Raw genomic sequence first — 26,722 nt, forward strand, 5'->3', positions numbered from 1 at the left:
GCAAGTTCCGGGTGGTGCGTGTCGCTGCTGCCCGCTAGATCGAAGCGATGAAACACGCACCCGCCCCTTTATCCCTCACCCCGCTCGCCTGGGCGCTGCTCGCGGCGCTGGCGCTGATCTGGGGCTCGTCCTTCCTATCGAACCGCGCGGCGCTGGAAGGTGCGGGCGTCTTTACCGTGGTCTTCCTGCGCGTGGCCTCGGGCGCGGTGCTGATCTGGGCCTATGTCGCGCTGCGTCGCCTGCCGGTGCCGCGCCGCCCGATCTATCTCGGGCATTTCCTGATCATGGGGCTGTTGAACAACGCCATTCCCTTTTCGCTCATCGTCTGGGGGCAGAAACATATCGATAGCGGGCTGGCCTCGATCCTGAACGCCTCGACCGCGATCTTCGGGGCGCTGGTCGCGGCCGTTGTCTTCACCGACGAGCGGCTGAGCGCACGCAAGGCCACCGGCATCGCAGTCGGTTTCGCGGGCGTCGTGGTGGCGATCGGACCGGATGCGCTGAAAGGGTTCGACCTGACCTCGGCGGGCCAGCTTGCCGTACTTGGCGCGGCGCTGAGCTATGGCTTCGCCGGAGCCTATGCGCGCTTTGCAATCAGGGGGTTACGACCCGAAGTTGCAGCGGCTGGGATGCTCACAGGTGGCGCGATCTGGACGCTGCCGATCCTGCTTGTCACCGAAGGAGTGCCGAGCTTCGACTACGCGCCCTCGGTCTGGATCGCGATGCTCTGGCTCGGCTTTGGCTGTTCGGCGCTGGCCTATCTGCTCTATTACCGCATCCTTGCGCTGGCGGGGGCCGCGAACCTCGCCCTCGTCACCCTCCTGATCCCGCCCGTCGCGATCCTCGCGGGCTGGGCGGTCTATGGCGAACGTCTGGGTTGGGCGGAGGCCTTGGGCTTCGCGATCCTCGCGCTTGGCCTGATGATCCTCAACCGCCGTCCCAAAACCCCGTGACGCGCGCGCCTTGCCGGGCTACACCGGGGCGAAAGACCAATGGGGACGACATGATCTATTCCAATCGCGCCGAGTGGCTGGCCGCCAAATCGAGGAAGGTTGCGCTGTTCGGCATGTCCGGCCTCGGCAAGACCTGGGCTGCGAACCTGCTGCGCGACGAGGGCTGGTTCCACTACTCCGTCGATTACCGGATCGGCACGCGCTACATGGGCGAATATATCGCTGACAACTTCAAGCGCGAGGCGATGAAGAACCCGTTCCTGGCGGAGCTTCTGCTGTCGGACTCGGTCTATATCGCGTCGAACATCACCTTCGAAAACCTCGCGCCGCTCTCGACCTACCTCGGCAAGCCCGGCGATCCTGCCAAGGGCGGGCTGCCCTTCGAGGAATATCTGGAACGGCAGAGCCAGCACCGCACGGCGGAGATGGCGGCGCTTCTCGATACGGCGCATTTCATCGACCGCGCGAAGCAGATCTACGGGATCGAGAATTTCCTGTGCGATTCCGGCGGCTCGATCTGCGAGGTGGTGGACCCCGCCGATCCCGAGGATCCGATCCTGACCTCGCTGTCGCAAAACCTGCTGATGGTCTGGATCGAGGGCTCCGAGGCCCATACCGAGGAGCTGATCAACCGCTTCTCGCGTGCGCCGAAGCCGATGTATTATCAGCCCGAGTTTCTGGCCGCGAAATGGGCCGAATATCGCGCGCTGAAAGGCGTGGCGGAGACGGAGGTCGATCCCGACGATTTCGTGCGCTGGACCTATGCGCAGGCGCTGGCGCACCGTCAGCCGCGCTACGCGGCGATGGCGAAAAACTGGGGCGTGACGATCCGTGCCGAAGATCTCTACCTTGTCCGCGATGCAAAAGATTTTACATCGCTGATCGCTGATGCTTTGCCCGCGTGAGCCTAGACACTTCACGCATCACTTTAACTTCACCCTGTAAGAGACTGAGAAACAATGCCGATCAAGTTGCCTGAAAACCTCCCCGCCTTCGACATCCTGTCGCGGGAAGGCGTGATGGTGATGTCGCCCGAACGGGCATCCCGGCAGGAAATCCGCCCAATCCGGATCGGCCTTCTCAATCTCATGCCGAAGAAAATCCAGACCGAGAACCAGTTCGCCCGGCTGATCGGTGCGACGCCGCTGCAGATCGACTTCCAGCTGATCCGCATGAGCGAGCACCAGACGAAGAACACCGCCGCCGCGCATATGGAGGAGTTCTACCGTCCGTTCGAGGAGGTAGAAGCCACCGGCGAGAAGTTCGACGGGCTGATCATCACCGGCGCCCCGATCGAACATTTGCCTTTCGAGGAAGTGACTTACTGGGACGAGCTCAAGCGGATCTTCGACTGGACCCAGACCCATGTCTTCTCGACCTTCGGCGTGTGCTGGGGCGGCATGGCGATGGCCTATTACTTCCATGGCGTGAACAAGCATATGCTCGATCACAAGGCCTTCGGCTGCTTCCGGCACCGCAATTGCGCGCCCGCCTCGCCCTATCTGCGGGGCTTCTCGGACGATCTGCTGATCCCGGTCAGCCGCTGGACCGAGATGCGGCGCGACGAGCTGGAAGCGGCGGGGCTGGTGACGCTGATCCATTCCGACGAAACCGGGCCCTGTCTGGTCGAAGATCGCGCCCATCGTGCGCTCTATATCTTCAACCATCTCGAATATGACAGCGGCACGCTGAAGGAAGAATACGATCGTGACGTCGCGTCGGGGAAACCAATCAACGTCCCCGCGAATTACTATCCTGAGAACGACCCGAGCCGGGTGCCAACCAACAGGTGGAAAAGTCACGCCCACCTGCTTTACGGCAACTGGATAAACGAGATTTATCAGGAAACGCCGTATGATCTGGCCGAGATTGGTAACTAGCCTTGTCGTGCTGCTGCTCATCCTGAGCGGCGCGACATGGGGGCTGGAGAGTTGGCGGGCCCGCATGGCGGAGCAGCGCTACCCGCCCAACGGCACATTCGTCGATGTCGGCGATCAGCGCGTGCATATGGTCATCAAGGGCGATCATGGTCCGGCGGTGGTGTTGATCCACGGCGCGTCGGGTTCGGCCCGCGATCTGACCTTCGATCTCGCCCCGGAACTGGCGAAACGCTATCGCGTCTTCGTGCCCGACCGTCCGGGGTTCGGCTATTCCGACCCGCTACCGGCGGATCAGGACACGATCGAGAACCAGGCCAAGCTGCTGCAGAAAGCGACCAAGCTCGCGGGCGCCGACGATCCCATCGTGCTCGGCCATTCCTATGGAGGCGCGGTGGCGATTGCCTGGGCGGTGTATCAGCCCGACACGCTCTCGGGTCTGGTGCCGGTCTCCGCGCCTTCGCATAGCTGGGATACCGGGCTGCCGCTTCTCTATGAGATAACCTCGCCGCCGCTGGGTCAGGCGGTTGTGGTGCCGCTGATCTCGGCCTGGACACCGCCTGCGATCATCCGCTCGGAGGTCGACAGCGTCTTCACGCCGCAGGAGATGCCGATCGGCTATCTGCACTGGTTCGGCCCCGGCATGACGCTGCGGGTGCAGACGATGCGGGTGAATGCTCGCCAGCGTGCCAGCCTGAAGTCGGAAATTCAGGCGATGATCCCGCATTACCCCGATCTCGATCTGCCGGTCGTCTCGATCCACGGCACGGCCGACACCATCGTCGGCGAGCAGATCCATGCGGTGCCCTTCACAAACGAGGTGCCGGGAGCGGAACTGATCTCGCTCGACGGGATCGGCCATATGGTTCCGCATGTCGCGTTGCAGCAGACCGTCGCTGCGGTAGACCGTGTCGCCAAGCGCGCGGGCTACGATATCCCGATGCGCCCGGCGGCGGAATGAGGGACGCCTGAGCGCCGCCTGCACCCCACCTTGCACGCACGTCACAGACATGTGGGCCGCCTCTCTCCGGACGCGGCGCCGCTTGCACCGCCCCTGCCCGCGCAGCATACTGCCGTGAAACAACAAAAGGCAGATCATGGCCAAGGACAAGAGCGACCCGCCGTTCGACATCCCCTTCGTGGGCGACATCACCCGCTACCTTGAAGACGAAGCGCCCGACGCCGTGCGCGAGGCGATCGAGGAGGCGGGCAAGGATGACATGCTCTCGCCCTCCTACCCCTATGACGAGGAGATGAAGCGCAAGAAATACGACCGCCAGATGGATGCGCTTCAGGTCGAGCTGGTCAAGATGTTCTGGGACGCCAAGGAAACCGGCAAGCGGATCGCGGTGATCTTCGAGGGGCGCGACGCGGCGGGCAAAGGCGGCACGATCGGGCGGATGCGGCAGAACCTGAACCCGCGTTCGGCCTATGTCGTGGCGCTGCCGAAACCCACCGAGACCGAAGCCACGCAATGGTATTTCCAGCGCTATATCGACTGGCTGCCCGCAGCAGGCCAGATCGCGATGTTCGACCGGAGCTGGTATAACCGGGGCGTGGTCGAGCATGTCTTCGATTTCTGCACGCCCCAGCAGCGCGAGCATTTCTTCTACCAGCTCCCCGATTTCGAGAAGATGCTGGTCGATGACGGGGTCATCCTCGTGAAGCTCTGGCTGAACGTGGACCGCGCCGAGCAGCTGCGCCGCTTCCTCAAGCGCGAGAAGGACCCGCTCAAGCAGTGGAAGCTGAGCTGGATCGACGTCGAGGGCCTCAAGCGCTGGGATGCCTACTCCGAAGCAATTCAGGAGACGCTGGAGCGTTCCGACACCGATCATGCGCCTTGGACGGTGATCCGCTCGGACGACAAGAAACGCGCCCGGATCGCCGCGATCCAGACGGTGCTGAACGCGGTCGATTACGCGCATAAGGACCCCGAGGCGATTGGCGAGATCGACGAAAAAATCTGCGGCGGCATCGACGTTCTGAATGTCTAAGCAAGGCTATCATCACGGCAATCTGCGTCAGGCGCTTGTCGCCTCCGCGCTGGAGTTGATCGAGGAGAAGGGCCCGACCGGGTTCACGCTCTCGGAGGCGGCGAAACGCGCGGGCGTGACCCCGGCAGCGGTCTATCGTCATTTCGAGGGGCGCGAGGACCTGATCGCGGAATGCGCGCGTCAGGGCTATCTGATTTTCGGCGACCTTCTGGATCACGCGTGGAACGGTGGGAAGCCTTCGGCGCTCGCGGCGTTCTCTGCGGTGGGCCGGGCCTATCTGGCTTTCGCCCGGAAATATCCCGGTCATTACATGGCGATGTTCGAAAGTGGCATCTCGCCCAACCGCTCGCCCGACCTTGCAGCGGTGGCGAGTAAATCGAGCACCGCGATGGAACGCGCGACGCGGGCCCTGATGGAACATGTGCCGCCGGCAAAACGCCCTCCCGTCGCGATGGTCTCAGCCCATGTCTGGGCGATGAGCCACGGTGTGGTGGAGCTCTACGCGCGCGAGGGAAATCGCTCGCCCTATGCCCCCGAGGATCTGTTGGAAAGCGGCATCGGCGTCTATCTGCGCGGCCTCGGCCTGATCGCCCCGGATTGAGCCGCCCTGCCCCGATTTTGCCGCGCCGCGGCATTGCCCGCACATAGAAAACGGGCGGAGGTTTCCCCCCGCCCGCGTAGATCAGACGATCCGCCTGAGATCAGAACTTGTAGGACGCGGTGAGGTTCAGCGTCGTGGTGTTCAGATCGTTGGTGGTGCCGTCGAAGTTGTTGCCGTCGCGGTAGTCGAGCTCGGTACCGACGGTCCACTTCGGGTTGATGGCATATTTCATGCCGATACCAACCAGCGGAACGGTGTCGGAATAGCCGTTGCCCGCACCGTCTTCTGCGTCGACATAGGACGCACCGAGCGTGCCGTAGAACAGCATGTTGTTGTAGGGCGCACCGGCGATCATCTTGAGGTCGGTCATCGACTTGACCTTCGCACCGGAGTTGCTGTCGTCGATGTTCGCAGCGTTATAGGCCAGTTCGCCACCGAGGACATAGTTGCCGAAGTCATAGAGGTAGCCAGCGTGGGCACCGCCGACGACGCCGTCGCCGTCGATCGACTCGTTGGCTTTGCCGTAGCCGAGCTGAACACCGGCGTAGAAGCCGTCCCAGCTGAACTGCGCGGGCGCAACCGCGACCGGAGCCGGGGTGACCTCGGGGGCCGGTGCCGGGGTGGTGTAACCGCCCGCCATTGCGGCGGAGCCAGCGAGTGCCAGAATGCTCGACGTAACGATGATACGTTTCATGTTTCTCTCTCTCCTGTCTTGGGGGTTCATCCCCCGTTGAGACGTTTTGGATCAGATCCGTTGCCCGGACCTATGCCCCCTGAATGCGAAATCAATCCGGTTGGTTCCAAGCATGAGCGGCGCTTTGCCGAACGTGTCACAAGACGTGATCGAACTGGCGAATGCTGCAGGCGCAAAATGCATTGGCAAGACTGGACAAAGCGGGGGTTCCTTTGGTTAATGAACACACGTTCATTTCCAGGGAGGATCACATGGAGTTGAGTGAAATTCGTGCCGTCATCACCGGCGGCGCCTCGGGTCTCGGGGCTGCGACCGCCCGGCACTTCGCTGAGTCGGGGGCCCAGGTGACGCTCTTCGACCGCGACCGCGCCGGCGGCGAGGCCTTTGCTGCCGAGATCGGCGCGACCTTTGCCGAGGTCGACGTGACCTCCGAGGACAGCGTCGCCGCCGGGATCGCCGCCGCCTTCAAAGCGATGGGCGGCATCGACGTCGCCGTCAATTGCGCGGGCATCGCCACCGGAGAGCGCGTCGTGGGCCGCGAGGGTCCGCATCGCCTCGAGAGCTTCGCGCGCACGATCGACATCAACCTCGTGGGCAGCTTCAACGTCGCCCGTCTCGCCGCCGCCGAGATGGCCCGCAACCCCGGCCCTGAGCGCGGCGTGATCGTCAACACCGCCTCCATCGCCGCCTTCGACGGGCAAAAGGGTCAGGCGGCCTATGCAGCCTCGAAAGGCGGCATCGTCGCGATGACCCTACCGCTGGCCCGTGATCTCGCCAGCCAGGGCGTGCGCTGCTGTGCCATCGCGCCGGGCATTTTCGCCACCCCGATGATGAAGGGCCTACCGCAGGAGGTGCAAGACAGCCTCGCCGAGGAAGTGACCTTCCCGAAACGGCTCGGCGATCCGTCGGAATACGCGAAACTCGCCGGTTTCATCGTCCAGAGCGGCTATCTGAACGGCGAAGTCATCCGCCTCGACGGGGCGCTGCGGATGCGTTGACCTCACGTTTATGACGGCTTTGCGAAGTATCTGAAAATTTCGTCGAAAAACGGGTTGCAAGGGCGCGCGAGGGCGGCTAAATCCCGCCCTACAAGACGACCCCTGATGCGGAGAGGTGGCAGAGTGGTCGAATGCGGCGGTCTCGAAAACCGTTGTCGGTGAGAGCCGACCCAGGGTTCGAATCCCTGTCTCTCCGCCACTTTCCCTTGTTGATCGACACATCAACACTCTGAAAGTGCGCAATCCCTGAAAATGCGATATTAATCGGACCCTCGGGCCACCCCTGCGCGGCTCAAGCTCCCGCGTCCTTCGCCGTGCACCCTTCTGCACCGCGCGCGTCCCGGCGCCATGCCCCGACCGTCAGGCCTGCGCGGGGAACTCGATACACACGCGCAGCCCATCCGTGCCATCCACGGTCAGGGTGGCGTCGTGCTGGAAGGTCAGCGTTCGGATCAATCGCCAACCCAGAGAATTCGACCGCTCCGGCCGCTCGGCATCCGAGGGCAAGCCGATGCCGTTGTCGGACACCACCAAGGCGATACCGCTCTGCACATTGCCGGAGACTTGGACGCGGATGGTCCCGCTATCCCTGCCCGCGAAGGCATATTTGAACGCATTGGTGATGAGTTCGCCGATGATGAGCCCGATGTCGATGGCAAGCTTGCTGTCGAGTTGCAGCTCTGCGCAGGTCACCTCGATATTGGCGTCGAGGCTTCCACCGCTGAAGGCGCGCTCCGACGTCCTTGCGACTTCCGCCGCCATCTCCGCCAGATCGACCTTGCCGGTGTCGGTTCCGCGCTGCATCAACTCGTGGGCCTTGGAGAGCGCCCCCACGCGGACTTCGAGCTCGGTCAGAACCTGATGGGTTTCATCCTGTTTGGCCCGCGACTTGCTCATGCGAATGAGCGCGGCGATGAGGGCCAGATTGTTGCCGGTCCGGTGGTGGAGCTCCTGCATCAGCAGGTCACGTTCCGTGATTTCCTCGCTCAGCTCGCGGTTCTGTTCGTTGAGGGCCGCCGTCGGATCCTTGGCGCTGAGGGCATCGAGCGCCTCGGTCGCCTGATCGACGAGTTGGGCGCCTGCCGGCAACACGGCAGAAGACACGAAAGCGGCATCGATGCGCGTGCCCTCATCGCCGGTCTGCACATCGAAACGCGTGGCGATCCGCTGCACGCCGCGAAGCCCCAGCCCCATCCCCGTCGCCGAGGACGGTGCGCCATCGGGCTGAAGGTTCTCCTTCGGGATGCCCCGCCCCTGATCGGTCACGAGGAGCCCTAGCGCGGGTTTGCCGCTCGCCTCGGTGAGCGAGAAGGTCGCGCGGCCCTTCTGGCCATGCTCGATCGCGTTGCGCCCAAGCTCAACGACGGCTGTGACGGTCCTTGTGCGCTCGAAGGAGCTGAATTGGAGAACGCTGGTCAATGTCATTGCGACATCGCGCAACCGAGCGACGTCGGTGCTTTTCTCGAGGGTCACGGTGGTGAGCTTCGTCGTTTTCACTGCTCGCGCTCCCAGTTGATACGCAAGACGACGATGCTGGCATCATCGCGTCCGCGGAAGGCCCGATCCAGAAGAAATCCGGCAATCAAAAGCGGGCTCTTCTTCAGCAGTCCGGGCGGGAAATGCGCCTCCCGCAGGGTTTTCAAACCGTCGCTATGCAGGATCACCATATCCCCCGCCTCCAGTTGCACGACTTCCTCGTAGCCATGGGTCGCCGCGCCACCGATGCGGCCGTCCCGCACCGCCATGCGGCGAATGCCATTCGCGCCGACCAGCAGAGACGAGATATTGCCAAGCGCGGCGTAGCGCAGCTCCATCTGCGGCTGCGCGATATGCATCAGCGCAGCCACCGCGCCGCGCCGACCGACCAGCCGCTCGGTGATCTGGCGCATCAGTTTGCCCGGCTCGGACGAAAGCCCGCCCGCAGCGCCGGCGGCGTCGATGACCTCGCTGGCGGCTTCGGCGGCGGCAGGGCCATGCCCGAGCCCGTCGCAGAGCAACACATCGGTTGCCCGCGGGGTCTGCCGGATCTGAAAATCGTCGCCGCAGGTGACTTCGTTCGGGTGGCAAACGCGCAGTCCCACCGCGTCGACGCCGCAATCAGCCCCGTCGCGTCGCCCGCCGAAGGTGCACACGATGGTCGTTCCGGTGTCGGGCGAGCTGAAGATGTCGAACGTATCCGACAGGCGCACGATCGCCCCGAGCCCGAGCCCTGCGGAGTCGGTGGAGCTTTCGCCGTCCTGAAACATCCGGTCGATATCCGCGATCCCCGGCCCGCGATCGGTGAAAATCATGTTGATGACGTCGGCGCCGGGCCGCCGCACGAGCTCGATCAGAGCCCGCCCGCGCTCTGCGTAACGCAGGATGTTCGTCGCGGCCTCCGTGGCCACGATCGCGAGTTCGCCGACGCGGGTCTCGGGAAGACCGATCTCGACGCCATGACGTCGCGCAAGCCGCCGCACGACGGCCACGGCGCTGCGATCATCAATTTCGACCCACTGGTTCATAGCTTCACGCTCATGGAAACGGTTGTTCCTTTCCCGGGCGCTGAGTGGACCTCGAACCCATGTGAGAGGCGTTTGGCGCCGCCAAGACCTTTGCCGAGCCCGCCCGCGGTCGTATAGCCCTCGGACATGGCCAGCGTCACATTTTCGATCCCCGGTCCCTCGTCTCGGCATTCGACGCGCAGATACTCGTTACGACCGTCGAGATAAATTGAAATCTTGCCGCCGCCACCGTGGACGATGGCGTTGCGGGTGATTTCGCTCACAGCCGTGGCGAACCGGGTGATCCGCACCGCCGACAGCCCGCGTTCCTTGAGAATTCGCGCGACCGCCTGGCGCGCGGCGACGACATCGCGACTGGTCGCGAGCGTTATCTCCGCAACGGCGGGTCTGCTGGATGTTTCGTTTGGATCAGGCACGCCGTAACTGAGTGAGTGCATGGGTCAGGCTGAGCGCCGTACGGGTCTCGGGCAGATACATCCCCAGCTCCACCAAGGTCACCGCAACCGCGGGCCGCATCCCCACAACATAGGTTTCCGCGGCCAGCAGCTTGGAAATGCCCGCGAGCTGGGCAATGACACGGCCGACGAAGGTGTCGACGATCTCCAGCGAACTGATATCGAGGATCACGCCTTTGACGTTTTCCTTGGCGATCCGGTTCGACAACGTGTCCTGCAGCTCAACGATTTCCGTATCGGTGACGTCGTCCTGAATGGAGACGAGAAGCGCGTTCTCGACCAGGTTTATGGACGTCACACCCGACACGTCAGGAAACCTCGCTGGTTTTGATGACGTAGCCGACCTTCTGCAATGCATCGGCCAGAGCCGTGCGGATGCTGGACCGGGTAGACACCGTGCCCACGTCGATGCCGAGCTGCACCATGGTCTGCGCGATCATCGGGCTGATGCCGCTGATGATGCATTCCGCGCCCATCAGGCGCACGGCGGCCGCAGCCCGCAAAAGGTGCTGCGCAACCTGCGTGTCGACCGTGCCGACACCGGTGATGTCCATGATCACCACCTCGGCCTGCCGCTCGAGGATGGTCTCCAGCAGGTTCTCCATGACCTCCTGCGCGCGGGCGGAATCCAGCGTTCCGATCAGCGGCAGCGTGAGGACGCGGTCCCAGAGCTCGACCACCGGGGTCGAGAGTTCGAGCATTTCCTGACGCTGACGCTCTATGATCTGGTCGCGCTCGCCGATGAAGATCTCGTTGGTGTAGATCGCGAAAGCGTCGACGAGACGGGTCACCATCAGCACGTCGCTGATGAGCTTGCCGCTTTCGATATCCGTCATCGCCTCGAGCCGCGTGAACAGCGGGGCTTTGAGGGCCAGCACGAAGGTCGCCATCTCGGTCGGTGTCACGCCACGGCCGACGCGCTCCTTGCTCACGTCTGCAAGGACGGCGCGCAGGTCTTCCCACTCGTCGTCGTCCAGGCTGAACTCTTCATTCACGACGCCCGCGCGGACACCTTTGGTGAAGGCCTTCAGAAGTTCCTGGTTCTGCGCACGGCTCTCGGAGTCGGAGAACAGGTCAGAGCGTTTCACGCCCTCTTTCACCTGAGTGCCAAGCCACTCCTCCACAACACCAGAGAAATCGGATTCGAGGATGTTCAGGATATTTGCCGTCGCTGTTTGCGGCATGTGCAGGCACTCCAGTTCTTTTCAATACAGCAGGTAAGCCAATTAGCCGCGGTAAAGTCAACGGCTTGGACGGGTCGGTTGCCGCAACGGAGATTGATCCGGAGAAGTATCGCTCAAGGTCCGAAAGTTGGCGGCAGACTTTCGCAGACGGCGATTTTCTGCGTGAGGATACCCCGTGGCACCCTGCCGAGGCTTACGGCAGGAACCTGAACCGACAGACAAAAAAGCCCCGCGCACTGCGCGGGGCTTGTCATTTCTGTCGGTCCGGGTGCGAGCGATTAACCGTAGACCAGTTTCGGCAGCCAGATGATGATCTCCGGGAAGAACATACATAGCAGCAAGCCGACCACCTGCAGCGCCAGGAACGGCAGCGCCGAGCGGAAGATATCGCCCATCGGGATTTCCGGCGGCGCCACCCCGCGCAGATAGAACAGCGCATAGCCGAAGGGCGGCGACAGGAAGCTCATCTGCATGTTCACGAGGTAGAGCACCCCGAACCACAGCACGAGATCGTCGGGATCGCTCAGCCCGAAGGCCTCGGCCCCGAGCGCCTTCACGATCGGCACGAAGATCGGCACGCAGAGCAGCAGGATGCCGACCCAATCGAGGAACATCCCGAGGATGATCAGCACGAGCTGCATGATGATCAGGATTCCCCACGGACCGAGCCCGGTCGCCTGCAACGCGTTCTGCACGAATTGCTGGCCACCCTCGAGCACGTAGAGCCCGACGAAGATCGTCGCGCCGAACATGATCCAGATGACCATCGCCGAGGCCTTGAGCGTGGTGACCGCGGCCTCGCGGATCGTCTGCCAGTCGAGCTTGCGGTGGATCGCCGCCACGATGATCGCGCCGAACGTGCCGATGCCAGCCGCTTCCACCGGGGTCGCAACACCGGTGAAGATCACGCCCAGCACGATCACGATCAGCGAGATCGGCGCCGACATGTTGCTCATCAGGCGGATCTTCTCGCGCCCTGTGATGCGCTCTTCCGGCGGGATCGGTGGCCCCATCTCGGGGTTGATCGCGCAGCGGATCAGCACATAGGCCACATACATGCCCGACAGAAGAAGGCCGGGAATGACTGCGCCGATGAACAGCTCGCCCACCGATTGCTCGGCCACGACCGCGTAGATGATCGCGAGGATCGACGGCGGGATCAGGATGCCGAGCGTGCCGCCCGCCATGATAGACCCCATCGCGATCTTCGCGTTATATCCGCGATCGAGCATCGCCGGCAGCGCGATGATCCCCATCGTCACCACCGCAGCCCCGATCACGCCCACCATTGCAGCCAGCACGGTCGAAGCGATGATCGTGGCCGCGGCCAGACCGCCGCGCACCCCGCCCAACACCTTGTAGATGACGTCGAACATCTCGTTGATGATCCCTGCCCTCTCCAGCATTGACGCCATGAAGATGAACAGGGGGATCGCCGAGAGCTGGTAGTTCGTCATCAGCGGGAAGATGCGGCTCGGCACGATGTTGAGCGCGCGTTCGTCGCCCAGCACGAACAGGAAGACACAGGCCAGACCGCCCGTGACGAAGGCCAGTGGAAGCCCTGCCATCAGCAGGACGACCAGCGAGCCGAACATGATGAGTGTCAGCCACTCAATTCCAATTTCAAGTCCCATGTATCAGCCCCTGCCCATTACGATCCGCAGATCTTGTGCGAATTTCGAAATGCCCTGCAGAACAAGCAGCAGAGCGCCGATCACCATGACCCATTTCATCGGCCACAGAGGCACCTCCCATTCGTTGAAGCTGATCTCGCCCCAGCGGACATTCGCATCGGTCCATTGTCCGAGATTCCAGTTCGCCAGCATCTCGCCGGTCGGGATTTCGCCCCGCGCCCATTGCGAAATGAGCCCGTTGCCCGTGGGCACGGCGATCGCGTCCATCGCGAAGATCCACGACGTCACCAGCAATGTGCCCGCGAAGATGAAGAAGAAGACCGAGGTCAGCAGGTCGACCCACGCTTTGCGCGGTTTCGACAGCGGCGCGTAGAAGATGTCGACGCGCACATGGCTCTCGGTCAGCATCGCATAAGCGCCCGAGATCAGGTATTGCATCCCGAACATCAGATACATCGCCTCATGCGCCCAGTTGGTCGGGCTGTTGAAGACGTAGCGGCTGATCACCTCGAAATAATAGACGAAGACCGCGATGATCGCCCAATAGCTGACGAATTCGCCCGCCTTGAGCGACAGCCGGTCGATCCAGCCGGTCCAGCCCGATGAGATGTGGCGGGAGTCGTCTTTCATCTCCTCGTCTTCGAGCGCTTCGAGGCGCCGTTCGACGTCGCTTTCCTCCTCATGCTCGGGCAGCGCGGCATTCGCCCGCCGCACGAGCATCGGAAGCAGGAGCGCGTCGATGACGATCCCTGCGAGCAGCACCCAGAAGGCATATTTCGAGATGCTGCGCCATTTCGCGAGGACGGCGGCAGCCGCGTCCCTCTTCGGGCGCGCCTCGACGAGATCGGCCTGCGCCTGTTCGATCACCGCCTCGCCATCCGTGACCCGCTTCTCGGCGCGATCGACGTTACGCTGCGCGCGCTTCTGCGCGAAGCTGCCTTCCTCGGCGGCGGCGAGTTCCTCGCGTAGCTTGGGCAGATCGGCCTGCGCCGTGTCGACCCGTTCTTGTTCGCGCTCCAGCGAGCGCTCGGCCATGCGCACCACGTTCGACATGTCGGAAACCGTGCCGCGCGCGTCGTGACCTTGCGCATTCGCATAGAGAATGGCGATGAAGACCGGGATGAAGAGAAAGCCCAGCAGGCTTTTCACGTAGAAGCGATGCAGTCCCAGCATCCCCCCGGTCACGAGAATGAAATAGCCCAAGGAGAGCGAATAACGCCGCTCCGTCTTGCGTGGCCGGTTGGCCAGCGTCGCCGCAATGATCGGGAAGAGGATCAGCCCCGCCCAATAGGCCCAATGCGGTAGAGTAAAGTCGATACTGGGCATTGCCCACCCCCTGTTGCCGGGTCATGCCCAGCCATCAGTTGAACCGGGCCCGCGCCAAAGGGCGGGCCCGTCACACTGTCTGTCGGATCAAATCAGAGCTTCAGTTCCAGACCGTCGACCAGATCGGGCGTCACATAGCCCAGCGAGCCGGACATCATGTAATCGAGCTGCGTCTTGAAGATCCGCGCGCTGTCCTTGTCGCGATTGGCGTATTTGAACCAGATCGGAACGGCGACTTCGGTCATCAGCTCGACATCGTCTTGGCTGAGGCGCGTAACCTCGGTGCCGTCGGCCTCGAACTTGGCCCAGGCCTCCTGGTCGGCCTTCTGGATCGCCGCGTGATGCATGTCGGAATAGACGTGGGTCTCCATCTCGACGAACTGCTTCATCTCGGGGCTGAGCTTGTTCCACGCATCCATGCCGACGGTGATGTCCATGATGTCCACCGGCTGGTAGAGCGACATCATGCCGGGCGGGCCCATCGAGATGTAGCTGGTCACCTGGCTGAAGCCGAGCGCGTAGTTCACCGCCGGGCCCACATAGTCGGCCACGTCGATCGTGCCCTTCTCCAGCGCCGGGAAGATTTCCGAGCCCGGAAGCACGGTGGTCTCCGCACCGATCTCGCCGAAGACATCGGCGACCATGCCGCCCGGAAGGCGCATCTTGCGGCCGCGGAAGTCGTCGATCGAACGGATCGGCACTTTCGAGTGGATGATGTTCGGGCCGTGATGGACCGGACCCACGAAATACATGCCCTGCGCCGCATAAAGCTCGCGCGCCATCTCCAGCCCGCCGAGGCCGTAATAGAACACGTCGAATTCATGCGGGTTGCGCAGACCGAGCGGATAGGACGTCAGGAACACCCCCGCCGGGATGATGCCCTGCACGTAGATGGTGAACGGGTTGACCGCGTCGAGCACGCCGTTCTTCACCGCGTCGTAAAGCTGGAAATCCCCCACGACGTCATTCGCGCCGAACGGCTGGAAGGCCAGCTCGCCACCGGTCTTTTCCTGAATCGTGGCGCACCAGTCCTTGAAGGTCTGAAGGCCGACGCCGCCCGGCCACGAGGTCTGGATTTTCCAGGTCGTGCCATTGGCTTGGGCCGAGGCGATATGCGGCGCAGCAAGGCTGGCAGCGCCCGCCGCGGCAAGAGTGCGTAACGCATGTCTGCGAGTGGTCAGATTTTTCATGGTTCCTCCCCGTTTGGTTGCGACCCCGACAGATGCGGGATCGAAGTGAGCGGGAGGTCGAAAACACGCGACAGCACTCCTCCAAGCGAATCGCGGTTTCGTGAGTCGGCGTGAACGCCAAGCTTCCGACTTCTCCTCAAAAGCGGAAACTCTCTTTCCTCCCCCTGTGTGTGCGAGGTTTGCACGGGTTATGTCATTTCGCAAGTATTCACGAATTTGCGTGCGTCCGTGATATCCGACAGGCGAACGTCCTGTCTCGACGCGGAGCTTCTGCGATGGAGCGGGGAGCGATTTGAAACTGCGGTCGCCATCAGGACGCTGGTGACCCTCAATTCGAACCAGCCACTACCGACGATCCATGAGGTTCCGAGGCGCGCGATTCTCACTGCAGCGTGAGACCAATCCGCTCTCACATGACGCTTTCGTGCACAAATTTTATGCAAATCACCCCGAAAATCCCGCTCTGCCTCCTGATCCCGGCGCGGTTTCGCAATTTGCGCTTGTCGGCTGACGGGCGCGCTGCAAACCTTAATGCACATCGGAATAACCCGAACGGCATTCGCGCCTCGCTTTGACACCGCACGTTAGCGGTCAGTCAGCGGGGCGTTTTGCGTTTTGGCTCAAAGGGTCTGCAAGAGTGGAAATGAAGAAACGGATTGAACTTGGCCTGCTGTATTCCCGCTCGGGAAGCTATTCGCTGATCTCCGAAGCCTGCCGGACCGGGGCGCTCAGTGCGATTGCCGAGATCAATTCGATGCCCGATCTCCCGATCACCTTCGCCCCGATCGAGCGCGACCCGCAGGGCAATATCGACGCCTACGGCCCGCTCTGCGAAGAGATCCTGCGCGACAGCGATGCGCGCCATGTCGTCGGCTGCGTCACCTCGTGGAGCCGCAAGGAGGTGATCCCGACACTGGAGAAGGCGGGCGGGACGCTTTGGTATGCGGTGCCCTATGAGGGGTTCGAGGCGTCCGATCATGTCGTCTACACCCATGCCTGCCCGAACCAGCATCTGCTGCCGCTGCTTGGCTGGGCCTTTGCGCGGCTCGGGCGGCGGGGCTTCCTGACCGGCTCGAATTACATCTGGGGCTGGGAGATGAACCGTCTTGCGCGGGACGTGATCCTCAGCGCCAGCGGCGAGGTTCTGGGCGAGCGTTACCTGCCGCTCGGTTCGCTGGATGTCGAGCGGATGATCAATGAGATCCGCGCGACCCGGCCCGATTTCATCCTCAACAACCTGATCGGCCCGTCGCAATACGCCTTCCTCGAAGCCTATCACAAGCTCGGGCAGGAAGACGCGCATTTCCGCCCCGAGACCTGCCCGATCCTGTCGTGCAATCTGACCGAATGCGAACTGCCCGCGATCCACCCCGCCGCGATCGAGGGTCTGGTCGCCGCCGGGCCGTATTTCCGGGGCGCGACCGGCTGGCCGCAGGCGCAGCGCAATTTCGGCTCCTCGCATGAAGCAGCCGCATGGTCGTCGGTCTATCGCCTCGCGATTTTGCTGTCGGGGCATGAAGACGCTGCCGAGCAGAGCCTCGCGCAGCTGTTGCACGATGCGCCGCAGGGCTCGGAGGGGATCGACCTGTCGACCCATCACACCGCCCTGCCCGTCCTGATCGCGCAGGTCGAGAACGGCGCCTTCGCGGTCCGCGAGCGGTTCGAGGCCGTCGCGGGCGATCCCTATCTCGCACGCGGCCGCAATCCGATCGCGCCCGGAGCGCCCCGGCTGAAGGTGGTCTCATGAAGCGCAAGATCCGCATCCCCGATCTCGGCGGCGCGCGCGCCTATATCCTGCACCGCCCCCACGCGACCGTGCAGGCACTCGAGCGGCAATTGCGCGCGATCGGCCTGACGGTCGTGCATTGCTGGCCCGAGCTGCCCGCCGAGGCCCTGTCGGGGGATTTCGTCTTCTTCGACGCCGATCAGGGCTATGACGAGCAATTCCCGTGGAAGCCCGGCGAAAGCCCGATGCCGATGATCGCCTTGATCGGCACCGAAGCGCCCGGCCGGATCGAATGGTCGCTGGAGGCCGGCGCACATGCGCAGATTCTCAAACCCGTGGGCGATGGCGGGGTCTATTCGGCGCTGCTGATCGCGCAGCTCGCCTTCGAGGCGCGGGCGCAGCTCTCGGGCGAGATCGCGGATCTGCGTCGCAGGCTCGATGAGCGCCAGACGGTGGTGCGGGCGGTCACGCTGCTCGCCGCGCGGGGCAAGAGCGAGGCCGAGGCCTATGACCAGCTGCGCCAGATGGCGATGGCCTGGCGCGTGACGTTCGAAGACGCCGCGCGCCGCATCGTCGCCAACCATGACGAACAAAGGAAGAGTGATGACCGACGCGACCTTGGCTGAGGGACCGGCCCGACCGCAAAGCGCCTTGCGCCGCCTGATGCGCCGCAAGCTCGCGCTGCTGGGCTTTGCGATCATCGCGATCGTGACGCTCGGTGCGATCTTCGCGCCGTGGATCGCCCCTTTCGAGCCGCAGGAGCAGATGTTCGACGGGCTGACGCTGGAAGGCTCGCCCATGCCGCCGGGCGAGAAGTTCTGGCTCGGCACCGACCTGCTGGGCCGCGACCTGTTCTCGCGCATCCTCTATGGCGCGCGGACCTCGCTGATCATCGGCGTGGTCGCGAATGGCCTCGCGCTGATCATCGGCACGCTGATCGGCGTCACCGCGGGCTATTTCCGCGGCTGGATCGGCGCGGTGCTGATGCGCTTCACCGACCTTATGATGGCCTTCCCGGCGCTGCTGCTGGCGATCTGTCTCGCCGCGATCTTCACGCCGTCGCTTTGGATCGTCGCGATGGTGATCGCGCTGGTGAACTGGGTGCAGACGGCCCGCGTGGTCTTCACCGAGACCTCGGCGCTGGCCGAGCGCGAATTCGTCGCCGCCGAGCGCACGCTGGGCGCTGGCACGGTGCGCATCCTGTTCCGCCATATCCTGCCGCATCTGGTGCCGATGATCATCGTCTGGGGCACGCTGGGGATTTCGACCACGGTGCTGCTGGAGGCGACGCTGAGCTATCTCGGCGTGGGCGTTCAGCCCCCGACGCCAAGCTGGGGCAACATCATCTTCGAGAACCAGACCTACTTCCAGGCGGCCCCGTGGCTCGTCTTCATCCCGGGCGCCGCGATCCTGTTGCTGGCGCTGTCCTTCAACCTCGTGGGCGACGCGCTGCGCGACGTGCTCGACCCGACGCAGAGAGGGCGTGAGTGATGCTGGCCTATCTGATCCGCCGCCTGATCCAGGCCGCCCTGATCCTGCTGGGCGTGTCCTTCATCACCTTCTTCCTGCTCTTCGTGCTGCCGGCCGATCCGGTGCGCCAGATCGCGGGCCGTTCGGCCACGCCCGAGACGGTGGCCAATATCCGCCACCAGCTGGGCCTCGATCAGCCCTTCATCGTGCAATACTGGCACTATCTGACCGGGCTGGTCCAAGGCGATATGGGGCGCAGCTACCTGCAGAAAACCGAAGTCGCGACTCTGATTGCCGCGCGTCTGCCTGCGACGCTTCTTCTGATGCTGGGCGCGATCGTGGCCGAACTGATCATGGGGCTCACGCTGGGGATCGTGGCCGCGATCCGGCGCGGCGGCGCGCTCGATCAGTCGCTGATGATCACCTCTTTCGTCGCGGTCTCGGCGCCTCAATTCGTGGTCGGCCTGCTCCTGCTTTACGTCTTCGCGGTCAAGCTGAGCTGGTTCCCGATCGGCGGCTACGGCAGCTTCTCGAACCTCGTGCTGCCCGCGCTGACGCTCGGGATCATGGGCTCGGGCTGGTATAGCCGGATGATGCGCTCGAGCATGATCGACGTGCTGCGCTCGGATTATATCCGCACCGCGCGCGCCAAGGGTCTGCGGCGTTTCCGGGTGCTGGCACTGCACGCGATGCCCAACGCCATCCTGCCGATCATCGCGATGATCGGGATCGATATCGGCATCTTCATGTCCGGCATCGTCGTCGTGGAAAGCGTCTTCGGCTGGCCCGGTATCGGGCAGCTCGCCTGGCAGGCGATCCAGCGCGTCGACATTCCGATCATCATGGGCGTCACGCTCGTTTCCGCCTGCGCGATCGTGCTGGGCAACCTGCTCGCCGACCTAATCACCCCTTTCATCGATCCGCGCATCAAGCTGCGCTGATCGCAATCAGATACCCCGGGCCAACCGGGGAGCGAACCAAAAGAAAAGTCCAACTGACGGAGAACACCTCAAATGAGCCTGATGAAAAACATCCTTGCCACAAGCGCGCTGTCGCTCTCGCTGGGTCTTGCCAGCTTCGCCTCGGCGCAGGACTACCAGCCCGATCCGAACGCCAAGCCCGGCGGCAATATCATCGTGACCTACAAGGACGATGTGGCCACGCTCGACCCGGCAATCGGCTATGACTGGCAGAACTGGTCGATGATCAAATCCGTCTTCGACGGTCTGATGGATTACGTCCCCGGCACCACCGAGCTGCGCCCGGGTCTTGCCGAGAGCTACGAGATTTCCGACGACGGCACGACCTTCACCTTCAAGCTGCGCAAGGGCGTGAAATTCCACAACGGTCGCGAGATGACGGCCGAAGACGTGAAATACTCGCTCGACCGCGTCACCACCCCCGCGACCCAGTCGCCGGGTGCCGGCTTCTTCGGCTCGATCAAGGGCTATGACGCGATGGCGGACGGCTCGGCCACCAGCCTCGAAGGCGTCACCGTCGTCGATCCCTACACCGTCAAGATCGAGCTTTCGCGCCCCGACGCGACCTTCCTGCACGTGATGGCGCTGAACTTCGCCTCGGTCGTGCCCAAGGAAGCGGTGGACGAATACGGCACCGATTTCGGCAAGCATCCCGTGGGCACCGGCGCGTTCAAGCTGTCTGACTGGACCATCGGTCAGCAGCTCGTGTTCGAGAAGAACGCCGACTACTGGCGCGAGGGCGTGCCCTATCTCGATAGCATCACCTTCGAGGTTGGTCAGGAACCGATCGTGGCGCTGCTGCGGCTGCAGCAGGGTGAGGTGGACGTGCCCGGCGACGGCATCCCGCCGGCGAAGTTCAACGAGGTGATGGACAATCCCGACGAGGCCAAGCGGGTCGTCGTGGGTGGCCAGCTGCATACCGGCTACATCACGCTCAACGTCCAAATGGAGCCCTTCGACAAGGTCGAGGTGCGGCAGGCGATGAACATGGCGATCAACAAGGACCGCATCGTGCAGATGATCAACGGTCGCGCCACGCCCGCGAACCAGCCGCTGCCGCCGTCGATGCCGGGCTATACCAAGGATTACGAAGGCTATCCCTTCGATCAGGAAAAGGCCAAGCAGATGCTCGCGGATGCGGGCTATCCCGACGGGTTCGAGACCGAGCTCTACGTGATGAACACCGACCCGAACCCGCGTATCGCGCAGGCGATCCAGCAGGACCTGTCGCAGATCGGCGTGAAGGTCGACATCAAGGCGCTGGCGCAGGCCAACGTCATCGAGGCGGGCGGCACGCCGAAGACCGCGCCGATGATCTGGTCGGGCGGCATGGCGTGGATCGCCGACTTCCCCGATCCGTCTAACTTCTACGGTCCGATCCTGGGCTGCGCGGGCGCGGTCGAGGGCGGCTGGAACTGGTCGTGGTATTGCAACGAGGAACTCGACGCGATGGCCACCGAAGCGGACTCGATCACCGACCCGGCCAAGCAGGACGAGCGCCTGCAGAAATGGTCCGACGTCTACATGAAGGTCATGAAAGACGCCCCGTGGGTCCCGGTGTTCAACGAGAACCGCTACACCATGAAGTCGGGCCGTATGGGTGGCGCGGATGCGCTCTATGTCGACCCGGTCTCGATCCCGGTGAACTACGACTACGTGTACGTGACGGAGTAAGCGCGCATGTGCAAAGCCTGTGACTATACGATCCATGGCGCACAGCACCATTTCGGCTGGGACAACTCGTTTGTCCCGGCCGAGACGGTGGCCCCGGGATCGACCATCGAATTCCACTGCCACGACAGCTCGGCCGGACAGCTCGGGCCGTCCTCGACGGTGGAAGACGTCAAGACGCTCGATTTCGGCAAGATCAACCCGGTCTCCGGCCCGATCTATGTCGAAGGGGCGAAGCCCGGCGACGTGCTCAAAGTCACCATCGACAGCTTCACCCCGCGCGAGCAGGAAGGCTCTGCCTGGGGCTGGACCGCGAACATCCCGGGCTTCGGCCTGCTGGCGGATCAGTTCGAAGATCCGGCGCTGACGATCTGGAAATACGACGCCGCCTCGCCCGACAAGGCGCTTTGGGGCAGCGAAGGCAAGGTCGGCCTCAAGCCGTTCTGCGGCACCATTGGCGTCGCCCCGGCCGAAAAAGGCCTGCATTCCATCGTGCCCCCGCGCCGCGTGGGCGGCAATCTCGACATTCGCGATCTGGCGGCGGGCACCACGCTCTATCTGCCGGTCGAGGTCGATGGCGCGCTGTTCTCGGTGGGCGACACCCATGCCGCCCAAGGCGACGGCGAGGTTTGCGGCACCGCGATCGAGAGCCCGATGAACTGCGTGCTCAGCTTCGATCTGATCAAGAACGAGACGCTGAAATTCCCGCGCTTCACCACGCCGGGGCCGGTCACGCGCCACCTCGACACGGCGGGCTACGAGGTCACGACGGGCATCGGCCCCGACCTGATGTCGGGCGCGCGCGATGCGGTCTCCGGCATGATCGACCTGCTGTGCGCACAGCGCGGCATGTCGGCGGTCGACGCCTATATGCTCGTCTCGACCTGTGGCGATCTGCGCATTTCGGAGATCGTCGATATGCCCAACTGGGTCGTCAGCTTCTATTTCCCGAGAAACGTGTTCGAATGATCGAAATGAAACAAACGCAAGCCGGGGCTGTCACGGCCCCGGAGCCCGCCCAGCCGGTGCTGTCCGTCGAGGGCCTCACGATCTCGGTGCGCTCGGAGGGGCACGAGCGGGCGCTGGTCAGCGATCTCAGCTTCACGCTCGCGCGCGGCGAGACCATCGCCATCGCGGGCGAGAGCGGCTCGGGCAAATCGCTCACCTCTCTGGCGATCATGGGGCTGTTGCCACCCCCTGCCCTGCGGGTCAGTTCCGGCGCGATCCGCTTCCACGGCGAAGACCTCACGCGCCTGCCCGAAAGCCGGATGCGCGCCATGCGCGGCAACCGCATCGCGATGATCTTCCAAGAGCCGATGACGTCGCTCAACCCGGTGCTGAGCATCGGCCTGCAACTTTCCGAGGCGATCCGCGCGCATGAGCCCGTCTCGAAACGCGAGGCCCGCGCCCGCGCGCTCGAGGCGCTGCGCCGCGTGCGCATCTCCGAACCCGAGCGTCGGATGACGCAGTATCCGCACGAGCTGTCCGGCGGCATGCGGCAGCGCGTGATGATCGCGATGGCGCTGGCGCTGCGCCCCGACGTGCTGATCGCCGACGAGCCGACCACCGCGCTCGATGTGACCGTGCAGCGCGAGGTGCTCGACCTGCTGCGCGATCTGCAAAGCGAGATGGGCACCGCAATTATCCTGATCACCCATGACATGGGCGTCGTGGCCGAGATGGCCGAGCGGGTCATCGTCATGAAACAGGGTCAGGCGGTCGAGACGGGCGCTGTCTCGCAGATTTTCACCGCCCCGCGCGAGGCCTATACGCAGGACCTTCTGGCTGCCGTTCCGCGCATGGGCGACGGCAGCGGCGCTGCGGGCGCGTCCCCGAATGCGAAACCCGTGGCGCGGCTGCGCGACGTGAAAGTGCATTTCGACATTCGCGGCGGGATTCTGTCGCAGGTCACCCATCGCGTCCACGCGGTCGAGGGCGTCAGCTTCGACATCATGGAGGGCGAGACCTTCTCGCTCGTCGGCGAAAGCGGCTGCGGCAAATCCACCATCGCAAAAGCACTGACGGGCCTCGTGCCGCATCAGGGCCGCATCGAGGTCGCGGGCCACACGATGGGCGGGCTGAGCGGCGCGAAGATGAAAGAGATGCGCCGCGACGTCCAGATCGTGTTCCAGGACCCGATGGCGGCGCTCGATCCGCGGATGCGCGTGGGCGATCTGGTGGCCGAGCCGCTGGTCATCCACGGGATCGGCACGCCCGAGGAACAGCGCGAGAAAGTCGCAGGCCTGTTCGAGCGCGTCGGCCTCACCCGCGATCAGCTCGATCGCTATCCCCACGAGTTCTCGGGCGGTCAGCGTCAGCGGATCTGCATCGCCCGTGCGCTGGCCCTGCAACCCAAGCTGATCATCGCGGATGAAAGCGTCTCGGCGCTGGATGTGTCGGTGCAGGCGCGGGTACTGGACCTTCTGGAGGTGCTGAAACGCGAATTCGGCATCGCGTATCTGTTCATCAGCCATGACATGGCGGTGGTCGAGAATATCTCGGACCGGATCGCGGTGATGTATATGGGCCAGATCGTGGAGATGGGCACGCGCGCGCAGATTTTCGGATCGCCGCAGCACCCCTATACGAAGCGCCTGATGGCGGCCGTGCCGATCCCCGATCCCGACAAGGTCCGCGAACCCACCCCGCGCCTGTCCGGCGAGGTGCCGAGCCCGGTCTACAAGCTGGGCACGGGTCCGCAGCGCCTAATGCTGCGCAATCTCGGCGACGGGCATCTCGTGGCGGATAGCGACCTGCCCGCGATGCCGACCGAGACGGCGGCTGAATAACACGAAACCGCGCACAGGGCGGGCGGAATTCTCCGCGCCGCCCTGTGCTTTCAAGGCCGTTTTCGGGCCGCAAACCGCAGCCCCTTCTCAAGGCCATTCATAGTCGGCAAAGCAAAAGCGACATCCACCCCGTCTCTTTTCCGCAACACCCCGATCACCCCACCAAATCATTGATACAAATCAAAGAAAGCTTCCGGGCGGAAGCTTAGCGCGGTGACTGAAGTCCGTGCGAGGGAACTTCTGAAACGCGCCGAGGCAAACGCACGGACAGGTTGTCAGTTCAATTACGTAAAGAGTGGCTCGATTGACGTACGATTTCTTGTCGTAGCGTTTGCCTTGGGGAATGGGGACAAAGAATGTCGAACACACTACTCACCAATTTGAAACGCACCGTAGCGCCCGCCGCTTTGCTGCTGTGCCTCGGGACTCCGGCCTGGTCGGGCACATTTGATGACGCACCCGTCATCAGCGTGACCGGCGATGGCCTCATCTTCTCCGATCCGGCGGAAGGCGTGCAGCCGCCCGGCCTCAAGGCCGTGACGGGGGAGGTCAACGCCGACTTTCCCAACACGAACAATCCGAAGGACATCACCAACTGCCTGATGGCGAACACGCCGGATTTCACTTGCACGGCCCCTCCCGGCTCGGGCAAACGGGTGAAGACGCAGCTGACCGGCCCGACGCCGATGGAAATCACGCTCTCGACCCAATCGAGCGGCGGCATCACGGAATACTATACCTACGGCAAGACCTCGAACCTCACCGGCGCCCGCATTATCGCCTTCAAGGTGCAGCTCGGCACCGGCTCGGGTGACAGCTTCACCCCCTTCGACCCGAGCGACCCCCAGACCGCGGCACTCTTCGATCCCGATTACATCTCGAAGTTCAACCTGCCCGACGGGCTCTTCGGCGATGGCGGTCAGGAAGAGGCAGGCATCGGCTTCTTCGACAGCACCTCCGCCGAGATGACCATTGCGAACAACGCCAACACGCTCGACGCGACGAACCTGTCGAACAGCGTTCTGGCCACCTATTTCGGCAACTCGCTGATCGACAACAGCATGCTGCCGAAAGCGATCTTCTGGGACGCGACCGGTACGGCCGTTGCCTCGGACGAGGCCCAGCTCATCGCGTGGTACAACCTGAGCGCCGGCCAGTGGCAATACGGCAATCTGGGCGTCGACAGCTCGACCTATCTGGACAGCAAGCTGCAGGCGATGGCCGACTCGCTGGGCGTCACGGTCGCGGATCTCGGCTATACGGGCGGTGGCGTCGTGCCTGCCGATATCGTCGCGGCGATGCAGGCCAATGGCCTCTATACGCAGGACGTGGTCGAGGATCTTCGTAACCTCAACCTGAACTACATCATCGATCTCGGCGATGTCGCGGGCAACAATGTCACGATGCGCATCGCGCCGATCTTCGCGCCGATCGTCGAGCAGACCGCGACCCGCTACCAGTTCGCAACCGCCGGGCGCCTCGATGCGGCAGCCAACATCCCCTATCTCGATATCGGGAATGCGGAGACCTATCAGACCGCGATCAGCGACATCATGGCGATCACGGATCCGGTCGCGCGCAACGACATGCTCGAGACGACGGGCTACAGCTTCCTGCCCGCCTTTGGCGCTGTCGGCTTCGAGTTCGGGCAAAACATCACGAAAGGGATCGGTCGTCCGGTTGCGCAGACGCAGAACGGATCGGTCACGCTTTCGACGATGGGCGGGCCGACCTCGTGGAAAATCGGCGACGACACCTATGCCTTCGTCTCGGCGGGGGCGCAGAAAGCCAATTACGACCGCACCACCAATGCGATCGGCTATGACGTCAACTCGCATTACATGATGGTCGGTGGCGAGAAGTTCGTCGACAATCAAGTCTCGGTCGGCCTCTTCGGCGGCTACTCGGACGGCACCTCCGATGCCGATCAGAGCCGTGGCAGCATCGATGGCTCCGGCGCCTTCGTCGGTGGCTTCGTCCGGACGGCCTTCGGTAATGGCGGCGCGGCGCAGTTCATGATCGGCTATCAGGATCTCTCCTACGACATGAGCCGCAATGTCATGGGATCGACCGCACGGGCGAGCACGGATGGCCATCAGGTCTTCGGCGCAATCGATGCCGAGTACATGTTCGGCCAAGATCGTCTTCGCTTCGGCCCGACGGGTTCGCTCGAAATGTATCACCTCTCGGTGGACGGCTTCGACGAGACCGGCGCGGGCGCGTGGAACCTGTCCGTCGGGGATCAATCCGGCACCGTGACCGTCGCCTCCGCCGGGATGCGTGGCCAATATGCGCTGTCTTCGAGCGCACAGGCCCCGACCCTGTCCGGTGCGATCAAGTACAACAAGGTCAGCGGCGACGATCAGCTCGTTCAGACCGCTTTCGTCGGGCTGCCCTCCAGTGCAACGCCCGTCGACGGCTTCGACATGAACTGGGTGACGGCGGATGTCGGGATCGACGTGCCGCTCGACCAGACCGGGACGTTCTCCTCAAGCCTGCATGCCGGGATCTCGGGGACCTTCTCGAGCGACTATGAGAGCCACGCGCTGCAGCTTTCCTTCAACGCGAAGTTCTGAGCGCGAAGTTCTGAGCGCTCACAGGCCTATACGAAAACACCGCGGCGCTTTTCAGCGCCGCGGTGCATTTCTTTTCTCAGGTTAGTCGCTTTCGCAGGTG

The 26,722-nt window shown here is 63.5% G+C and carries 24 protein-coding genes and 1 tRNA gene; 16 read left to right on the top strand and 9 right to left on the bottom strand.

Features of this window, described 5'->3' with window-relative positions:
* Positions 1-47: 47 nt before the first annotated feature.
* The 6 genes from BMI85_RS12550 to BMI85_RS12575 all read left to right on the top strand — a co-directional run bounded on the left by BMI85_RS12550 (position 48) and on the right by BMI85_RS12575 (position 5,425).
* Positions 48-953 (top strand): DMT family transporter, encoded by a 906-nt coding sequence (locus tag BMI85_RS12550; RefSeq protein WP_078601513.1) that lies wholly within the window; start codon positions 48-50, stop codon positions 951-953.
* 50 nt (positions 954-1,003) lie between these two features.
* Positions 1,004-1,858 (top strand): ATPase, encoded by an 855-nt coding sequence (locus tag BMI85_RS12555; protein ID WP_078572233.1) that lies wholly within the window; start codon positions 1,004-1,006, stop codon positions 1,856-1,858.
* 54 nt (positions 1,859-1,912) lie between these two features.
* A complete protein-coding gene (metA, locus tag BMI85_RS12560) occupies positions 1,913-2,833 on the top strand; it encodes a homoserine O-succinyltransferase (RefSeq protein ID WP_078601514.1) in 921 nt (306 codons plus the stop codon).
* On the top strand, positions 2,808-3,791 hold the full coding sequence (locus tag BMI85_RS12565; protein WP_078601515.1) for an alpha/beta hydrolase: 984 nt from the start codon (positions 2,808-2,810) through the stop codon (positions 3,789-3,791). Before metA ends, BMI85_RS12565 begins: the two co-directional genes overlap by 26 nt.
* Positions 3,792-3,927: 136 nt before the next feature.
* Entirely contained in the window at positions 3,928-4,824 is an 897-nt protein-coding gene (gene ppk2, locus BMI85_RS12570) for a polyphosphate kinase 2 (protein ID WP_078601516.1), read from the top strand.
* Positions 4,817-5,425: a TetR/AcrR family transcriptional regulator gene (locus tag BMI85_RS12575; RefSeq protein ID WP_078572230.1), complete on the top strand. Its 609-nt coding sequence runs from the start codon at positions 4,817-4,819 to the stop codon at positions 5,423-5,425. Before ppk2 ends, BMI85_RS12575 begins: the two co-directional genes overlap by 8 nt.
* 100 nt (positions 5,426-5,525) lie before the next feature.
* Here the strand turns inward: BMI85_RS12575 and BMI85_RS12580 are convergent, their stop codons facing one another.
* Complete coding sequence (locus BMI85_RS12580) at positions 5,526-6,119, bottom strand: outer membrane beta-barrel protein (protein WP_158522152.1); 594 nt, start codon at positions 6,117-6,119, stop codon at positions 5,526-5,528.
* Between the two features lie 251 nt (positions 6,120-6,370).
* Here BMI85_RS12580 and BMI85_RS12585 point away from each other — a divergent pair, with 251 nt between their 5' ends.
* Together BMI85_RS12585 and BMI85_RS12590 are read left to right on the top strand one after the other, a co-directional pair.
* A complete protein-coding gene (locus tag BMI85_RS12585) occupies positions 6,371-7,117 on the top strand; it encodes an SDR family oxidoreductase (RefSeq protein ID WP_078541151.1) in 747 nt (248 codons plus the stop codon).
* 109 nt (positions 7,118-7,226) lie between these two features.
* Positions 7,227-7,316, top strand: a tRNA-Ser gene (locus BMI85_RS12590).
* Positions 7,317-7,477: 161 nt separating this feature from the next.
* On the opposite strand, the gene BMI85_RS12595 is transcribed toward BMI85_RS12590, so the two are convergent.
* The 8 genes from BMI85_RS12595 to dctP all read right to left on the bottom strand — a co-directional run bounded on the left by BMI85_RS12595 (position 7,478) and on the right by dctP (position 15,410).
* A complete protein-coding gene (locus tag BMI85_RS12595) occupies positions 7,478-8,614 on the bottom strand; it encodes an ATP-binding protein (protein ID WP_078601517.1) in 1,137 nt (378 codons plus the stop codon).
* The gene (locus BMI85_RS12600) at positions 8,611-9,621 is read right to left on the bottom strand and encodes an ATP-binding SpoIIE family protein phosphatase (RefSeq protein WP_078601518.1); all 1,011 of its coding nucleotides are present in this window, start codon (positions 9,619-9,621) and stop codon (positions 8,611-8,613) included. The genes BMI85_RS12595 and BMI85_RS12600 overlap by 4 nt, the downstream gene beginning before the upstream one ends.
* Entirely contained in the window at positions 9,618-10,058 is a 441-nt protein-coding gene (locus tag BMI85_RS12605) for an ATP-binding protein (protein WP_078601519.1), read from the bottom strand. The genes BMI85_RS12600 and BMI85_RS12605 overlap by 4 nt, the downstream gene beginning before the upstream one ends.
* The gene (locus BMI85_RS12610) at positions 10,030-10,374 is read right to left on the bottom strand and encodes an STAS domain-containing protein (protein ID WP_232621759.1); all 345 of its coding nucleotides are present in this window, start codon (positions 10,372-10,374) and stop codon (positions 10,030-10,032) included. Before BMI85_RS12610 ends, BMI85_RS12605 begins: the two co-directional genes overlap by 29 nt.
* Positions 10,375-10,384: 10 nt before the next feature.
* Entirely contained in the window at positions 10,385-11,260 is an 876-nt protein-coding gene (locus tag BMI85_RS12615) for an STAS domain-containing protein (protein WP_078523189.1), read from the bottom strand.
* 278 nt (positions 11,261-11,538) lie between these two features.
* Positions 11,539-12,894: a TRAP transporter large permease subunit gene (locus tag BMI85_RS12620; protein WP_078572209.1), complete on the bottom strand. Its 1,356-nt coding sequence runs from the start codon at positions 12,892-12,894 to the stop codon at positions 11,539-11,541.
* Positions 12,895-12,897: 3 nt separating this feature from the next.
* The gene (locus BMI85_RS21560) at positions 12,898-14,220 is read right to left on the bottom strand and encodes a TRAP transporter small permease subunit (RefSeq protein WP_210402350.1); all 1,323 of its coding nucleotides are present in this window, start codon (positions 14,218-14,220) and stop codon (positions 12,898-12,900) included.
* A gap of 92 nt (positions 14,221-14,312) precedes the next feature.
* Positions 14,313-15,410, bottom strand: a complete 1,098-nt coding sequence (gene dctP, locus BMI85_RS12625; protein WP_078541260.1) for a TRAP transporter substrate-binding protein DctP — start codon at positions 15,408-15,410, stop codon at positions 14,313-14,315.
* Between the two features lie 643 nt (positions 15,411-16,053).
* Here dctP and BMI85_RS12630 point away from each other — a divergent pair.
* The 8 genes from BMI85_RS12630 to BMI85_RS12665 all read left to right on the top strand — a co-directional run bounded on the left by BMI85_RS12630 (position 16,054) and on the right by BMI85_RS12665 (position 26,622).
* Positions 16,054-17,157: a transporter substrate-binding protein gene (locus BMI85_RS12630; RefSeq protein ID WP_078523185.1), complete on the top strand. Its 1,104-nt coding sequence runs from the start codon at positions 16,054-16,056 to the stop codon at positions 17,155-17,157.
* Positions 17,154-17,762 carry an ANTAR domain-containing protein gene (locus tag BMI85_RS12635; RefSeq protein ID WP_078541264.1) on the top strand — a complete coding sequence of 203 codons (609 nt, stop codon included), beginning with the start codon at positions 17,154-17,156 and terminating at the stop codon, positions 17,760-17,762. The genes BMI85_RS12630 and BMI85_RS12635 overlap by 4 nt, the downstream gene beginning before the upstream one ends.
* Positions 17,740-18,627 carry an ABC transporter permease gene (locus BMI85_RS12640; RefSeq protein ID WP_078550588.1) on the top strand — a complete coding sequence of 296 codons (888 nt, stop codon included), beginning with the start codon at positions 17,740-17,742 and terminating at the stop codon, positions 18,625-18,627. Before BMI85_RS12635 ends, BMI85_RS12640 begins: the two co-directional genes overlap by 23 nt.
* Positions 18,627-19,547, top strand: coding sequence for an ABC transporter permease (locus BMI85_RS12645; protein WP_078523182.1), 921 nt, complete (start codon positions 18,627-18,629; stop codon positions 19,545-19,547). The genes BMI85_RS12640 and BMI85_RS12645 overlap by 1 nt, the downstream gene beginning before the upstream one ends.
* Positions 19,548-19,628: 81 nt before the next feature.
* Positions 19,629-21,260 (top strand): ABC transporter substrate-binding protein, encoded by a 1,632-nt coding sequence (locus tag BMI85_RS12650; RefSeq protein ID WP_078601588.1) that lies wholly within the window; start codon positions 19,629-19,631, stop codon positions 21,258-21,260.
* A gap of 6 nt (positions 21,261-21,266) precedes the next feature.
* Positions 21,267-22,226 carry an acetamidase/formamidase family protein gene (locus BMI85_RS12655; protein ID WP_078523181.1) on the top strand — a complete coding sequence of 320 codons (960 nt, stop codon included), beginning with the start codon at positions 21,267-21,269 and terminating at the stop codon, positions 22,224-22,226.
* Positions 22,223-24,046 (top strand): ABC transporter ATP-binding protein, encoded by a 1,824-nt coding sequence (locus tag BMI85_RS12660; protein ID WP_348638976.1) that lies wholly within the window; start codon positions 22,223-22,225, stop codon positions 24,044-24,046. The genes BMI85_RS12655 and BMI85_RS12660 overlap by 4 nt, the downstream gene beginning before the upstream one ends.
* 356 nt (positions 24,047-24,402) lie before the next feature.
* On the top strand, positions 24,403-26,622 hold the full coding sequence (locus BMI85_RS12665) for a choice-of-anchor F family protein (protein ID WP_078601520.1): 2,220 nt from the start codon (positions 24,403-24,405) through the stop codon (positions 26,620-26,622).
* The last annotated feature ends 100 nt before the right edge of the window (positions 26,623-26,722 follow it).

Source organism: Thioclava sp. DLFJ4-1, assembly GCF_002020145.1.
GTDB lineage: Bacteria > Pseudomonadota > Alphaproteobacteria > Rhodobacterales > Rhodobacteraceae > Thioclava > Thioclava sediminum.